The organism is Flavobacterium orientale, assembly GCF_014638005.1.
Taxonomy (GTDB): Bacteria; Bacteroidota; Bacteroidia; order Flavobacteriales; family Flavobacteriaceae; genus Flavobacterium; species Flavobacterium orientale.
Genome location: NZ_BMFG01000001.1, coordinates 182219 through 198193, shown reverse-complemented (window position 1 = coordinate 198193; position 15975 = coordinate 182219). Strand labels below are relative to the sequence as shown.

General features: G+C 34.8%; 14 protein-coding genes and 1 tRNA gene. 11 read left to right on the top strand and 4 right to left on the bottom strand.

Features of this window, described 5'->3' with window-relative positions; all coding sequences use genetic code 11:
* The first annotated feature begins 158 nt into the window (after window positions 1–158).
* The 5 genes from IEV15_RS00920 to IEV15_RS00900 all read left to right on the top strand — a co-directional run bounded on the left by IEV15_RS00920 (window position 159) and on the right by IEV15_RS00900 (window position 3433).
* A complete protein-coding gene (locus IEV15_RS00920) occupies window positions 159–1139 on the top strand; it encodes a M23 family metallopeptidase (protein WP_188360612.1) in 981 nt (326 codons plus the stop codon).
* Window positions 1139–1468, top strand: coding sequence for a MerR family transcriptional regulator (locus IEV15_RS00915; RefSeq protein ID WP_188360611.1), 330 nt, complete (start codon window positions 1139–1141; stop codon window positions 1466–1468). The genes IEV15_RS00920 and IEV15_RS00915 overlap by 1 nt, the downstream gene beginning before the upstream one ends.
* 136 nt (window positions 1469–1604) lie before the next feature.
* On the top strand, window positions 1605–2189 hold the full coding sequence (locus IEV15_RS00910; RefSeq protein WP_188360610.1) for a LemA family protein: 585 nt from the start codon (window positions 1605–1607) through the stop codon (window positions 2187–2189).
* Between the two features lie 6 nt (window positions 2190–2195).
* Window positions 2196–2633 (top strand): TPM domain-containing protein, encoded by a 438-nt coding sequence (locus tag IEV15_RS00905; RefSeq protein WP_188360609.1) that lies wholly within the window; start codon window positions 2196–2198, stop codon window positions 2631–2633.
* On the top strand, window positions 2633–3433 hold the full coding sequence (locus IEV15_RS00900; RefSeq protein ID WP_188360608.1) for a TPM domain-containing protein: 801 nt from the start codon (window positions 2633–2635) through the stop codon (window positions 3431–3433). The genes IEV15_RS00905 and IEV15_RS00900 overlap by 1 nt, the downstream gene beginning before the upstream one ends.
* 52 nt (window positions 3434–3485) lie before the next feature.
* On the opposite strand, the gene IEV15_RS00895 is transcribed toward IEV15_RS00900, so the two are convergent.
* A complete protein-coding gene (locus IEV15_RS00895; RefSeq protein WP_188360607.1) occupies window positions 3486–6269 on the bottom strand; it encodes a TonB-dependent receptor in 2784 nt (927 codons plus the stop codon).
* A 208-nt stretch (window positions 6270–6477) separates the two neighbouring features.
* Window positions 6478–7788, bottom strand: coding sequence for a ribosome biogenesis GTPase Der (der, locus tag IEV15_RS00890; protein WP_188360606.1), 1311 nt, complete (start codon window positions 7786–7788; stop codon window positions 6478–6480).
* 174 nt (window positions 7789–7962) lie between these two features.
* Between der and IEV15_RS00885 the strand changes: the two genes are divergently transcribed.
* Complete coding sequence (locus IEV15_RS00885) at window positions 7963–8460, top strand: hypothetical protein (RefSeq protein WP_229734070.1); 498 nt, start codon at window positions 7963–7965, stop codon at window positions 8458–8460.
* Between the two features lie 46 nt (window positions 8461–8506).
* Here IEV15_RS00885 and era read toward each other — a convergent pair whose 3' ends face one another.
* Both era and IEV15_RS00875 read right to left on the bottom strand, forming a co-directional pair.
* Window positions 8507–9394 (bottom strand): GTPase Era, encoded by an 888-nt coding sequence (gene era / locus IEV15_RS00880; protein WP_188360605.1) that lies wholly within the window; start codon window positions 9392–9394, stop codon window positions 8507–8509.
* On the bottom strand, window positions 9381–10742 hold the full coding sequence (locus IEV15_RS00875; RefSeq protein ID WP_188360604.1) for an alanine/glycine:cation symporter family protein: 1362 nt from the start codon (window positions 10740–10742) through the stop codon (window positions 9381–9383). The genes era and IEV15_RS00875 overlap by 14 nt, the downstream gene beginning before the upstream one ends.
* 106 nt (window positions 10743–10848) lie before the next feature.
* On the opposite strand from IEV15_RS00875, the gene IEV15_RS00870 reads away from it, so the two are divergent.
* The 5 genes from IEV15_RS00870 (at window position 10849) to IEV15_RS00850 (ending at window position 15964) form a co-directional block, all read left to right on the top strand.
* Window positions 10849–10921: transfer RNA gene (locus tag IEV15_RS00870), tRNA-Met, on the top strand.
* A gap of 227 nt (window positions 10922–11148) precedes the next feature.
* Complete coding sequence (locus tag IEV15_RS00865) at window positions 11149–11352, top strand: DUF3185 family protein (RefSeq protein ID WP_188360603.1); 204 nt, start codon at window positions 11149–11151, stop codon at window positions 11350–11352.
* A 126-nt stretch (window positions 11353–11478) separates the two neighbouring features.
* Window positions 11479–13263, top strand: a complete 1785-nt coding sequence (locus IEV15_RS00860; RefSeq protein WP_188360602.1) for an Ig-like domain-containing protein — start codon at window positions 11479–11481, stop codon at window positions 13261–13263.
* A 130-nt stretch (window positions 13264–13393) separates the two neighbouring features.
* Entirely contained in the window at window positions 13394–15337 is a 1944-nt protein-coding gene (locus tag IEV15_RS00855) for an OmpA family protein (RefSeq protein WP_229734069.1), read from the top strand.
* Between the two features lie 174 nt (window positions 15338–15511).
* Window positions 15512–15964: a KTSC domain-containing protein gene (locus IEV15_RS00850; protein WP_188360600.1), complete on the top strand. Its 453-nt coding sequence runs from the start codon at window positions 15512–15514 to the stop codon at window positions 15962–15964.
* Window positions 15965–15975 lie beyond the last annotated feature (11 nt).

Sequence of the window (15975 nt, the reverse complement as noted above, 5' to 3'; positions counted from 1 at the left end):
GATTCAAAATTTTGGAATTTTACTACAATTTAGAATAGTTTCTATCGTTTGTTACTTATTCAAACCTAAAAAAATTAAAATTAGTATTAGAATGAAACATTTCTTAAATTTGTTCGTCTAATCCATTTTGAAAGCACAAAAATAGTATAATTTAAGAAATGTCGAAGAAAGTAAAGTATTATTACGATACCGAAAGTTTAGCTTATAAAAAAATCAGTCCGAAAAAGGGCCGAAGACTCGGCTATATAACATTGTTTTTAGTTTCTGCAGCTCTATTTGGTTTTTTATGTTTTGTACTTTTAATCAACACGCCTTATTTTGAAACGCCAAAAGACCGTTTGCAAGCTCGAGAAATTGAAAACTTAAAATTGCGGTATGCTATTTTAAATAAAAAAATGAGTCAACTGGACGAAGTGATTGAAAGCATTGAAGAAAGAGACAACAACTTATATCGCGTCTATTTTAACTCCTCTCCTATTCCAAACGAACAACGCAAAGCGGGATTTGGCGGAATAAACCGCTACAAAGAATTGGAAGGTTATAATAATTCTGAATTGGTCATCAACACGACAAAAAGAGTGGATATGCTTTCTAAGCAACTTGCCATACAATCAAAATCATTAGATGAAATTTTACGATTAGCAAAAGATAAAGAAAAATTACTAGCCGCTATTCCGGCAATTCAACCGGTTAAAAATGAAGATTTAACTCGGGTGGCTTCCGGTTTTGGTTATCGAAATGACCCGTTTACCAAAATTAGGAAATTCCATTACGGAATGGATTTTACTGCTAAAACCGGAACTCCAATTTATGCCAGTGGTGATGGAGTTGTAGAACGAGCTGACAATTCATTGTCGGGTTATGGTAACTTAATAGTTATCAGACATGGTTATGGCTATGAGTCTTTTTATGCTCATTTGAGCAAATTTAAAGTGAGAGCCGGACAAAAAGTGAAACGAGGTGACATCATTGGTTTAGTTGGAAGCACCGGACGTAGTGAGGCTCCTCACCTTCATTATGAAGTGCACAAAGACGGCGAACCTATCAACCCGATTAACTTTTACTACGGAAGTATTTCCGCTCAAGAATATATTGCTATTTCCAAAATTGCTAACCAAGAAAACCAAGCTCTCGACTAATGCATTTAAACTTACCAGAAAAAAGATATTACAGCATTGGCGAACTGGCCAAAGCATTTGACGTAAACGCATCGTTAATTCGCTTTTGGGATAAAGAATTTGACATTTTAAAACCAAAGAAAAATGCCAAAGGAAACAGAATGTTTACGCCGGAAGATGTCAAAAATCTACAATTGATTTTTCATTTGGTAAAAGAAAGAGGTTTTACTTTGGATGGAGCAAAAATCCATTTGAAAGAAGGACAAAAGAAAACGTTAGACAAATATGAAATTATCTCTAAATTAGAGGGAATCAAAGCTCAACTAATGCAAATTAAAGAAGGACTTTAAAAATGGTGATTGGTGACCGGTAAAAGGTCTTTTAAATAAAAGTTTTAAAAACAGAATAAATAATTAAAAACAAACTCAGTTGCTAAGAAACTCAGGTTTTCAGTAACGCAACATCAAACCTTAAAAAACAAATAGTATGAAAAAATGGTTAATCCCCGTTGGAATTATTTTAGTGTTGGTAATTATTGCTGCTTCTTCCTACAATGGATTGGTAGCTGTTCAAGCTGATGCAAAAACTGCTTGGTCAAATGTTGAAAGCAGTTATCAAAGACGTAATGATTTAATTGGAAATCTGGTTAAAACCGTTCAAGGTGCTGCCGATTTTGAAAGAGGAACCCTTACAGCAGTTATTGAGGCTAGAGCAAAAGCCACTTCAATTACTATTGACCCTACAAATATTTCACCTGAACAAATGGCACAATTTCAACAAGCTCAAGATGGTCTAGCCGGTGCTTTAAAAAGTTTATTAGTAACAGTTGAGCGTTATCCTGACTTAAAAGCCAATCAAAACTTTTTGGAATTGCAATCACAATTAGAAGGAACAGAAAACAGAATTAATGTAGTTAGAGATCGCTATAACGAAACGGTTAATGTTTATGACAAAAAAATCAAATCGTTTCCTGCTGTTTTATTTGCCGGAATTATGGGCTTCAAAGAAATGGAACGTTTCAAATCTGTTGAGGGAGCCGATGTTGCCCCGGATGTAAATTTTAATTTTTAAAAAAATATGTCAATCGTTGAAGATTTTCTAACGGCAGAGGAAGAAGCAGAAATTGTGCAAGCTATTCATAGTGCTGAACAAAACACCTCCGGCGAAATACGAGTTCACATTGAAAACCATACAGATTTAAAACCTCTTGAAAGAGCTCAAGAGGTTTTTCATCAACTTAAAATGGATGAAACGGCATTGCGAAATGGTGTATTATTTTATGTTGGTGTTTCAGATCACACTTTTGCAATTATTGGAGACAAAGGAATCAACGATGTTGTTGAATCTGATTTTTGGGATTGTACCAAAGATATTGTGATAGAAAATTTTAAAAAGAAACAATTCAAAAAAGGATTGATTGAGGGCATTTTGAGAGCCGGCGAAAAACTTAAACATAATTTTCCTTTTCAAAATGATGATTCTAATGAACTTTCCAACGAAATATCAAAAGGATAATGTATAGTTATTTTAAGAAAATCAGTACACCACTACTTATCTTGATGATAGCCACAATTTCATTTGTTGGATTTTCTCAAAGTAATAAAATACCCGAAGCTCCAACTAAGATTGAGCCCATCATAGATCAAACAAATACTTTATCTGAAAATGAATATCGTTTTTTATATGAAAAATTAAAAAACTATTACGACAGCACTTCAACAGAACTATTGGTTTTAGTGATCAAAACTACCAACGGAGATGATATTAATCGTTATGCAACCGATATTGGTCATAAATGGAAAATTGGTCAAAAAGGTAAAGACAATGGTATTGTTTTTTTAATTGCAAAAGACGACCGTAAAATGTCCATTCAATCAGGATACGGAGCAGAACATTTGTTAACCGATGCTTTAGCTAAACGAATCATTGAGCAAGTAGTTAAACCCGAATTCAAAACCGGCAACTATTTTGAAGGAATTGACAAGGGAACAACAGCCATCATGCAAGTTATGAGTGGTGAATATAAAAACGATTTAAAAAATAAAAATGGTGGTGGTGGTTTTATTTTTTTTATTCTTCTTTTTTTTATAATCATGATTATCATCCTTTCAAACAAAAAAAATGGTGGAAACAACAACACAGGAACTTTTTCCGGGCCTGATTTACTTGACGTAATCATCCTAAGCCGAATGGGCCGTGGAGGCGGTGGTGGTAGTTTCGGAGGTGGTTTTGGTGGCGGTTCTTCCGGAGGTGGTTTTGGCGGATTTGGCGGCGGCGGCGGATTTGGCGGCGGCGGTGCAAGTGGTGGTTGGTAAAAAAACAACTTAAACATAAAAAAAAGCGACTATTCCAAGTCGCTTTTTTCTTTTAATCTAAAATAAACATTCCGCCTTCTTTATCTTTTTTACCTCCAAATTTATCTAATTTGTAAGTCAGAGAAAACATGACATAACGTTGTAAAACGATGTTTTCCGTATCGGTAATTGCGGTTGGCGTGATGGTTCGCCTAACACCTACATTTTGGTTTAATACATCATATACTTTCACTTTGGCCAGCAATCGGTCTTTGTAAAAATTGTATCCCAAACTGGTGTTCCATAAATAGAAATCTTTTTGAAAACCATCGGCAATGTTGGAGTTATAGGTATATCCAAAATCATTTCCAAAAACTACTTTCTTCGGCCAATAACTGGTAAATTCCATTTTGAAACGATGTACAAAATTGTTGGCGTTTTCAATTACATAATTTTTAAAATCGGTTGAATTGAAATTGTAACTATAACTTGGTGCGATGGTTACTAAATCTTCAATACTCCAATTTAAACTTACTCGTGGTTCTAATCTCCATCCTTTTGCTTCGTACAATTCGGCATTAGTCAATCCTTGATTGATATTGTAACCGGAATCTAAACCAACGCTTAAACGTAAATTTCTTTTTTCTTTTTTGAATGATTTGCTCCAGGAAACACCCATATAACTATTCAATCCTTTGTCTACATTTTCATACGTGGTTTGTGCTCTAAAACTTTCATCATAAACAGTAGAAGAAACAATTTGATCTTTAGACATTGTCATTCCAGCATAAAAGAAAAAACCACTTCTTGATTGCCAATCATAATTATTAAAATTAGAATAAACAGAATGCTGTTGAGTAGGATTTAAGTCGCCGTTTCCAACAATCGTATTTAATGGATTAGAAAGATTTTCAACCGGAAGAAATTGGTTAGCCAATGGCAATTCCATCTTAAAATTATAATTGGCGTAAATAGATTTTCCTTTGCTAATCGTGTAATATAAATTAGCATTACCTCTTGGGAAAACATAATTTTTATTCAATCGTGTAGTAACTGCCAAATAATCGGATTCGTTTTTAAATGTAACAAACTCAGGACCGGCTCCAAATCCGGCTCTTAAATTCTTTTTATTCCAACTTAATCTGACAGATGGGTGAATTTTAATAACACTCGAATTAATTTCGTTGGATAACGGAGCATTAAATTCAGAATAACTCCCGGCAACTTCATCAAAATCAAAGGTTGCATCTGAATCTTTAGAAGCATAATAAGTAAACTGCGACGCTACACTTACTTTTAATGAATCGGTTATGGGTTCACTGTAGCGAACTTCTGTTTCGACCTTATTAAATTTTCTATCCCTAAAAACATTTTGATCTCGAATATCATCCGGTTCTCCCGTTAAATAATAAAATGTAGAAGAATTCAAATTAGAAAAAGTGTTTGTTTTTTTATGTTCATTTGTTAACGAAGCAGAAATTCCACGCTCTTTCTTTTTGAATGATTTAAAGAAGTAAATACTGTTTTCAAAAGAAGTATCATCCACATCTGAAAATGTATTAGAATTACTTTCATTGGAAAGTTCATTTGCCTGATTACGTGTTTCTTGATTAGTGTTGAAACGGTCTTTATTTAAAGCTTTAACAAGTCTTGGCTCCAAATAAATAGTAGCGGTTGAGTCTAATTTTATTTCGAAATTAAAACTCAAATTATGCGAATTCCCAATTCGATTTGAAGTAGAATTTGATTCAGTAAACGTAGTTTCAGTTGGCAATAAATTAGTCCGTGAAGTTCGATTTACATTTTCGGTTTCGGCATTGGTGAAAAAATAATTATTATTTACATCTACTTTTTTTAACCATTTATCGGCATAATTAATTCCAATTAAATTGGAAGTGGTTATGCCATTACTTCCGCCAAAACTCATTCCGTTAATTCCAAAAGAGCCGTCATCACTGGAATAAACCGATACATTCCTACCGCCACCCATATTATCAAAAATCTCATTCATCGAAAACCCGACCGAGTTGATATTGTTTGCCGAAGCTAAGACACTAATCTTTTGTTCGCCTTTGAACCAATTGAGCAACAAACTGGATTCATACCGTTCATCGGAACCATAACCGCCCATAATTTTACCAAAAAAACCTTTATTTTTATCTTCTTGAATGGTTAGGTTGATTGTTTTTTCTTCACCGGAAGCGGTATCTCCAGACAATTCTTCTGCTTTGGTTTTTGTATCAACTACTTGAATTTTTTCTATAATTTCAGCAGGTAGGTTTTGCGTAGCTATTTTTCCGTCTTTGCCAAAAAACGGTTTTCCGTTCACAAGAATTTGGTTGACTTCTTTTCCGTTTACTGTAATTTTGCCTTCGGGAGAAATTTCAACTCCGGGTAATTGTTTGAGCAGTTTTTCAACATTGGCATCGGCTCCTACTTTAAAAGAAGCGGCATCAAATTCTAAAGTGTCGTTTTTAATTCGAACCGGTGGTGCTTCGCCTTTTATAACCACTTCATCCAATGCGGTGCCATTTTCACTCAGAGAGATAAATCCCAATTCTAAGTTTTCTTTCAAATCATTGATTTCTTTTCTGAAACTTTTATAGCCCATGTAGGAAACTTTTAAAAATACCGCTTGGTCATTCTTACGCGTTTTGAGTTCAAAATTCCCGTTTTTTTCCGAAATAGTATAATCAATTACGGTGGAGTCTTTTTTTGAAGTTAAAAAAACTGTTGCCGATTCAAGGGGAAGTTTAGATGTTTCATCAATTATTTTACCTTTAACGGTTACAAAATTTTGACTATTGGCAATACAAATACAAAAAAACAAAGCTAGGGTTAGGAAATGTTTAGACATACAATGTTAAAAATTTGGCTGTGAGAAAATTCTATAACAGCGAAATAACACTTTTAGTATGAAATGTTAAAATTTCTTACACAAACTTTAACATTTAAAATTACAATTCAAACTCGAAATAAAAAATCCATTAAGCAATTAAGGTTCATTAGTCAATAAAACTTAATGAACCTTAATTATTTAATGGATTAGAATAGAAATCTAATTTTTATTTTTCTCTAATATAAATATCAATCGGAACACCTGAAAAATCCCAATGTTCTCTGATTTTATTTTCTAAAAATCGTTTGTAAGCTTCTTTTACATATTGTGGTAAGTTGGCAAAAAACACAAACTGAGGTGTTGGAGTTGGCAACTGCATGCAATATTTAATCTTCACATATTTACCTTTTAAAGCCGGTGGCGGATAGGCTTCAATCAATTTCAACATATAATCGTTGAATTTTGAAGTTGGAATCCGTTGTCTTCTGTTTTCAAAAACTTTAACGGTTTCTTCTAACGCTTTCAACAAACGTTGTTTGGTCAAAGCCGAAACGAATAAAATAGTGACATCTGTAAAAGGTTCTAACTCTTTTCTGATTTTTACTTCATAATCACGGGTTGACATGGTTTCTTTTTCAACTAAATCCCATTTGTTAACCAAAATGATAATCCCTTTTCTGTTTTTAGCAGCTAACCAAAAAATACTTTGATCCTGACCTTCAAATCCTCGAGTAGCATCAATCATCAAAATACAAACATCTGCATGTTCAATAGCTCGAACAGAACGCATAACAGAATAAAATTCTAAATCTTCCTTCACTTTGGCTTTTCTTCTAATTCCGGCAGTATCTACCAGATTAAATTCAAAACCGAATCGGTTGTACTTGGTATCAATAGAATCTCGAGTTGTTCCGGCAATATCCGTAACTATATAACGATCTACACCAATAAGTGCGTTGATAAAGCTTGATTTTCCGGCATTAGGACGGCCAACTACAGCAAAACGAGGCAATTCTATTTCTTCTTGTGTAGGTTCGGGTCTATTTGGAAAAACATTGATTAGTTCATCCAACAACTCTCCTGTTCCACTTCCGGAAGTACTTGAAATAGTGATGAACTCGCCTAATCCTAAATTATAAAATTCATAGGCGTCTTTTTCACGCATGGCATTATCTACTTTGTTAACCACCACAATAACAGGCTTGGTGATTTTGCGAAGTAATTTTGCCACCTCATCATCCATTGGCGTTATGCCTTCTTCAACATCAACCACAAACATAATAACATCAGCTTCATCAATGGCTAATTCTACTTGTTTACGGATTTCTGCTTCAAAAATATCGTCTGAACCTTTAATGTATCCACCGGTATCAATTACTGAAAATTCCTTTCCATTCCATTCACTTTTTCCATAATTTCGGTCGCGGGTTACACCACTTACGGAGTCAACAATTGCTTCTCTTCGTTTTATCAAACGATTAAAAAGTGTTGATTTTCCAACATTTGGTCTTCCTACAATGGCTACAATAGTACTCATACTTCTAATTTCTAATATTTTGCAAAGGTAGCTTTTTTGTTTGAAGTACAGCGTTTAAACTTTTATGCAAATTTTGAGCTGCTTTTTGAAGTAATAATTAAAAATAAAGCTACTAATTTTACGTTCCAATATATAATTCGTAAATTAGTATCTCAAAAACAAGCCCAACCAAAAATGGATATAGACGAACAAATATCGCTTCGATATCGCTTTGATAAAGTAGTGACCAAATCCTATGATGACATTTTAAACAGTTGCGAACAACTGAAAGAAAAAGTTGAACCTGATTATAAAATAAAAGTTTCAGGACATCATATTTGGTTAAACATCGGTATGTTACATCGAGAGAAACATTCGCCTCATTTGCATTTAGAAATTGAAAAAATGGAAGATGGCAATACTTTTATAAGAGGTTTGTATGGCCCGGATCCTGTTTTGTGGACATTATTTATGTTTCTTCACTTTGTAGTGGCAGGAATATTTGTCATTTTTTCAATGATAGCTTTTTCCAAATGGTCATTAAATCAAGCCTATGGATTTGATTTGGTTGTGATGTTTGCCATGGTAAACATTTGGTTTTTGCTCTATTTTATTGCTCGTCTTAACCGAAAAAAAGGATTGAAGCAAGCCAAAGAATTGGAAGTTTTGATGGATAAAATTTTGGAAGAATAACTTTTTATTTTTTAAACGAAAGGATCAATCACCCATCACCAATCACCTACTTCTGATTATACCCCAATCGTCTTAACTGAAACGCATTGCTTCGCCAATCTTTACTTACTTTAACAAAAAGTTCGATGTGAATTTGTTTACCGAAGAATTTTTCTAAATCTTCACGAGATTGAACGCCTACTCTTTTTAGAGCAGCACCTTTGTGCCCAATAATAATTCCTTTTTGTGTATCGCGTTCCACCATGATTATGGAACGAATTCGGATGATGTTTTCATCTTCGATAAACTCTTCCGTTTCTACCTCAACAGCATAAGGAATTTCTTTATCATAATGCATTAAAATCTTTTCGCGAATGGTTTCGTTCACAAAAAAACGCTCCGGTTTATCGGTTAAGGTATCTTTTGGATAGTAGGGCGGTGAAAGTGGTAACAATTCTAAAATCCTATTGAACACTTCTTTAACATTGAAATTTTCTAAAGCTGAAATGGCAAAAATTTCGGCATTGGGCACTTTTTCTTTCCACAAAGCAATCTGTTCTTCCAATTGTTCTTGATTGGATTTATCAATCTTATTCAACAACAACAAAACCGGAATGGAAGTGTGAATGATTTTATTAAAAAAAGCTTCGTCTTTTAACTCCTTCTCTCCTATTTCAACCATATAAATCAAAACATCGGCATCTTCAAAAGCTGATTTTACAAACTGCATCATGGATTCCTGCATTTCATAAGCCGGTTTTATAATTCCGGGAGTGTCTGATAAAACCACTTGAAAATCATCGCCGTTTACAATTCCTAAAATTCTGTGACGCGTTGTTTGTGCCTTTGAAGTAATAATGGACAATTTTTCTCCAATGAACGCATTCATCAAAGTTGATTTTCCTACATTTGGATTTCCAATGATATTGACGAATCCGGCTTTATGATTTTCCATACTGATTTTTAAAATAATGATAGGTCGCTTCTTTTACTTTGGGTGCCAAAAGCACTAATGCAATCATATTACTGATACTCATTAGAGCAAATGCCAAATCTATCAATCCGATTACAAATTCAAGAGAGGCAATTGCTGCAAAGATAATACTCAATAAGTAAATTGGGTTGTAATACTTGCCAATTTTTATTCCTCCGAGAAAAGTTAAACATTGTGTACCATAAAAAGAATAGGTAAACAACGTAGATAAAGCAAAAACCAACACCAAAATTAACAACAAGGGTTTGCCAAATCCGAACAATAATAGATCAAAAGCAGCCATGGTTAAAACAATACCGTTTTTATCGCCTTCCAAATAAACACCGCTTATCAAAATCAGTAATGCCGTAATCGTACAAACTATAATCGTGTCAATAAACGGTCCGAGCATGGCAACCAAACCTTCTTGAACAGGTTCGTTAGTTTTGGATTGACCATGATAAATGGGTGCTGTTCCCAATCCGCTTTCATTAGAAAAAACAGCCCTTCGCATACCAATGATGATTAAACCCGACAAACCACCAATGACGGAAGTCTCCCAATTGAAAGCTTCTGTAAAAATCAATTGAAAAGTGGGTAAGATTTTAGTACCATTTGTTACCAAAATAAATAGTGCCACCAACAAATAAATCACAACCATAAAAGGAACCAAAGCCGAAGTGACGCGAACAATTTTCTTTAAACCGCCAAAAATAATTGTGGCGGTAATCACAATCAATAGTGAACCAAAAAGTAGTTTCCAATTAAAATCTCCAATTGCCCAAAAAGTATTGGGTTGCAAAACTTCCATCAACGATTGCGTCAACTGATTGGCTGTAAAAACCGGCAATACGCCTAATAGAGTGACCGATGCAAAGAAAACCGCCAGAGTCTTCCCTATTTTCCCTAAACCTTTTGACATATAATACATCGGACCGGCTCTGACAATGCCATTTGCATCCACCTCACGCAGTAATACTGCCAACGTACAAGAATAAAATTTGATTCCCATGCCGATAAAAGCAGTAACCCACATCCAAAAAACAACTCCGGGACCACCACTGTAAATAGCAACAGCCACTCCGGAAATATTGCCCAATCCAACCGTTGCTGCAATTACAGCCGATAAAGCTTGGAAATGACTTACCTGACCAACATCTTCGGTTTTATCAAACTTTCCTGCAACAATTTGAAGAGCGTGTTTAAAATAAAAATAGGGCTTAAACTTCGCATAACTTATCAAAAATAAACCACCACCAATTACCATAACTAACATCATCCACTCCAAAGAGTTAGTCCATTTTGAAATAAGATCGGTCAGATAAATCATGTGATTTGTTTCTCAAATATACCCAAATTACAACGATCAAAAAACACAATAATTAAAAAAAATATTGCAATTGTATAAAAAGGTTGTATATTTGCACCCGAAACATCGCGGGATAGAGCAGTAGGTAGCTCGTCGGGCTCATAACCCGAAGGTCACAGGTTCGAGTCCTGTTCCCGCTACTAGAATTAAGCTTCATAGAAATATGAAGCTTTTTTTATTACATAAATCGGAAGGCTCATATCAGCCCAGACGGACACAGGTAAGATTTAAACTCACACTACTAAGCAAAGAGAATCAAGAAATTGGTTCTTTTTTTTTATTTAAAAAGTTCCGAAAAAGAAATTAAATCATTCCCCTATTAAATAATACCCTACCTTGCTAACTAATAACTTCTAAAACTTCAATCATGGATTCTAAAAAAATTATTAGCCTGGTACTTATCGGCGTTGGTGTAGCTCTACTTATTTATGGCATGAATCACATGGATTCCGCTAGTTCTCAAATTGGTGAATTGTTTGGCAAAACAGATAATAAAGGAATGATAAGCATGATTATCGGTGGTGTTCTAGCTGTTGCAGGATTGGTAACATTTTTGAAAAAAAAATCATGACACATGCAACAAACCTGAATTGTATAATTTAAAACACTAATTGTGTAACAACATCACTTATTTATTAGGCAACCTTTGTTGTGGATTATGGTTCATTCCCCAATCTATAATTTAACCTAATAAATAATGAAAACAAAAAACTTTTTTAAGATTTTAACCTTGGCCGTTATCGTGCTATTTCAATCTTGTTCTGACGACGAAGAGATTGCTGTAAGTGGTTTATGTCCTTTGGTAACTTCTACTATTCCGACTAATGGTGCATTAAATGTTCCTTTTGATCAGGTAATCTCTGTGACGTTTAACAAACAAATGAGAACGTCTACAATTACAAATGAATCGTTCACAATTGAAGGATTGTCTCCTATTGAAGGAACGATTACATTTGAAGATGATGCATCAGGTACTACTGTAAAATTTACTCCCTCTAACAACCTATCCGAAGACACTACCTATACAGGTAGAATTAAAACAACTGTAAAAGATCAAGAAGGAAACGCATTACAAGTTGCTTATGTTTGGAGTTTCACAACAGGCATCACTATACGACCAATTGTTTTAGCAACCGATCCTATTGATGAAGCAACCGGTGTTCCTTTAAACAAAGTTATCACGGCTACATTCAGTGAAGCGATGAATCCTTTGTCAATTACAAACGCTACATTTTCTTTAATGAACGGCACAACTGCTGTTCCTGTTACATTTGACTATTTTGGTGCCTTAGTAACTTTTACTCCAACAGTAAATTTACTTCCAAACACAACCTATACTGCTATAATAGCAAGTGGTGTACAAAATTTATCTGGTGTAACAATGGCAAGTGATTATGAATGGACGTTCACAACAGGTGCAATCGTTGCTCCATTTGTAGTTTTTACTGATCCTTTGAACAATGCTACAAATGTTTCTTTGAATAAAGTGATTAGAGCTACATTTAGTGAAGTAATGAATCCTACCACTATTAACAACAGTACATTTACTTTAATGAACGGAACAACTTTGGTTCCGGTATCTTTTAGTTTTACAGGTGCTATGGTAAGTTTTACTCCTACCTCAGCTTTGCTTGAAAACACTACCTATACGGCGACCATTACTACTGGTGCTCAAAATCCAACTGGAAATGGCTTAACTGCTAATTATGTTTGGAGTTTTACAACTATTGGAAGTGCCGCAGGAATTCCTGATATAGGCTCGCTTGACGATATCGCCAGTTTTGGCGGAAATGCGGGCGTTACCAATCAAGGAATAAACACTGTAATTATCAATGGAGGCATTGCAACAACTGCAGCTTCTACCTTAGTTACTGGATTTCACGATGGTTTAACAGGTGCTATTTATACAGAAACACCGTTAAATGTTGGTCTAGTTTCAGGCGGAATATATACTGCCCCTCCAACACCGGGTAATGCTACTACTTTTGCTATTGCTCAACAAGCCTTGCTTGATGCCAATGCATTATACATTGCCTTATCTCCAGCTGCAATGCCTGGCGGAATTGATCCGGGTGCAGGTGAATTGGGAGGATTGACTTTAGCTCCGGGAGTTTATAAATCAAACAGTGGCACTTTTAATATTTCGAATGGTAACTTGACTTTAGATGCTCAAGGCGATCCAAATGCCGTTTGGGTTTTCCAAACAGCTTCAGGATTAACAGTTGGAATCGCCGGACCAACCGGTGCAAAAAGTGTCAACCTAATCAATGGAGCTTCTGCTTCAAATGTGTTTTGGCAAGTGGGAAGTACAGCAATAATTAATAGTGCCGGTGGTGGTGTAATGGTGGGAACCATTGTAACAAACTCTGGTGTAACTTTATCTACCGCTGGAAACACAGTGCAAACCGTTCTTAATGGTAGAGCTATTTCTTTGGTTGCTTCAGTAACTATGGTTAACACAACGATAAACGTACCTAACTAAAAAAACAAAAGGGTTTTAATCACCAAGGTGTTTGAAACCCTTTTTTAACAACTATAATTTCATTACAATGAACAATAATATTAAATTAACAAAAACATCCTATTCAAGTTTAAAAAAACAGAGCGTCATTATGCTACTTGTTTTTATAATGGGAGTTCAATTTTCATCTCAGGCACAGGAGACAGTTTTTACACGACCAAGTTGGTATTTTGGTGTAGCAGCCGGTTCTAATTTGAACTTTTATCGTGGTACCACACAAAATTTAAATGCTGATTTAACTGTGCCTGCTGCATTTCACAATGGTTTTGGTTCAGGGTTATTCATCGCTCCTTCTATCGAATATTATAAACCAAAAACGGTTCTAGGTTTTATCTTTCAAGCAGGCTTTGACGACCGAAGTGCTTCTTTTGATCAGGTGATGACCGTTTGTAATTGTCCGGCCGACTTAAAAACAAAAACTACCTATCTTACTATTGAGCCAAGTTTAAGAATCGCTCCTTTTAGAAATGATTTTTATATTTATGGAGGTCCTCGTTTTGCTTTCAATCTTGAAAATTCATTCCGATATCAATTAGGAATAAACCCTGATTTTCCTGATCAAGAACCAACACCGGCAGTAAGAGGTGATTTTAGCGATACAAGAGAATCAATAATTTCCATGCAAGTTGGAATGGGATATGATATCATGCTTTCTTCAGTAAAGAACAAAACACAATTTGTAGTGTCTCCTTATGTTGCTTTTCACCCTTATTTTGGACAAAACCCGCGTTCATCTGAATCATGGAATGTTTCAACGCTTAGAGTTGGTGCCGTTTTAAAATTTGGTCAAGGAAAAGAAATTGAATCGTTGACAAAAGAACCTACAATCAAACCTTATGCTTTTAGTGTTAATTCACCAAGCAATGAAAATACTTCACCAAGTGTAAGTGAGACTTTTCCATTGAGAAACTATGTGTTTTTTGATTTAGGCTCTACAGAAATTCCTTCACGATATGTGTTGTTAAACAAAAATCAAGTTAAGGATTTTAAAGAAGATCAGTTGGAAACAACCAAGCCAATCAATCTTTCTGGTCGCTCTGATCGTGGAATGGTTGTCTATTATAACATCTTGAATATTTTAGGTGATCGTATGCAAAAAAACCCATCTACTACAATCAAATTGGTTGGTTCATCAGAAAAAGGACCTGAAGACGCAAAAGTAATGGCAGAGTCGGTTAAATCGTATTTAACTTCTGTGTTTGAAATTGCTCCGGCAAGAATAACAGTTGAAGGTAGAACAAAACCTAAATTACCATCAGAACAAGTTGGTGGAACATTAGAACTGGAATTATTACGTCAAGGTGACCGAAGAGTTTCTATTGAAAGTAGCTCTCCTGAATTATTGATGGAATTTCAAAGTGGATCAAATGCTCCATTGAAACCAATAGTTTTAACAGGTCCAAAAGTAGCCCCACAAAGTAGCTATGTTACTTTTGATTTACCGGGTGCTAAAGAGGCTTTCAAATTTTGGAATGTAGAAGTAAAAGATGAAAAAGGGACTATTCAAAAATACGGCCCTTATACAGAAGAATCGGCCAGCATTCCAACTAAAACTATTTTAGGAACTCGTGAACAAGGTCATTATACCATTTCTATGATAGCAACTACTCCTGATGGTCAAATTGTGAGAGAAGATAAAGAAGCTCATGTAGTGCTTTGGAAACCTTCAGTTAACGAAGAAAGCATGCGTTATAGTGTAATTTATGATTTCAACAATTCGGAAGCAATTAAAATCTATGAAGATTATTTATCAAAAATTGTAACTCCAAAAATCCCTTCAAACGGACGGGTAGTTATAAATGGTTATACTGATGTGATTGGTGATGCTGCAAATAATCAAGTATTATCTTTGGCTAGAGCAAATGATGTAAAACAAATTTTGGAAAACAGCTTATTAAAAGCGGGAAGAAAAGATGTGACTTTCACAGTTAAAGGAAATGGTGAAAATGAAGCTTTATCTCCTTTTGACAACAAACTTCCTGAAGAACGATTTTATAATCGTACAGTAATTATCGATATTTTTCCGGCAAAATAAAACGCCAAAAAACACAATTAAAATAAAAGGCAAGGATACATTCCTTGCCTTTTTGATTGAAAACGATTTCACTACCAAAGGGTTGGTCGCTACTTTTATGGTGAATAGTAAAATAAAAAGACTACTTTTGCAAAAAATTTAAATCGTGAACAATCACGAATGTACAGTTAACTTATGAATTCGAAGAAAATCTCAGAATACCGAAAATTGCTTGATGTTACTAAAACAGCAACCCTTAAGGAATTAAAAACTATTTACCGCAACAGCATGAAAGACATTCATCCTGACACCATTGCTGATGCTGATGAACGCCATGCCGCTGAAGAACGCAGTAAAGAAATTATTGAAGCCTACCACTTTTTAGTAAGTATCGCACCTGAAACTCAAGAGAAAGTAAAAGAAGAGTATGTAAAAACGACAACAACTTCTGGAATTCTTGATTTTTATTTCGAAAACGGAGTTTTATACATCAACTTTTTAGACGGAAATTCGTTTGAATATTTTGGCGTACCCAAAGTTACTTATATCAAATTGGTGAATGCGGAATCGCCTGCTCGTTTTGCACGCAGACATATCTATAATGAGTTTGTATACCGTAGTGCCAGCAAACTAGTAGCAGCAGAATAAATATAAAAACA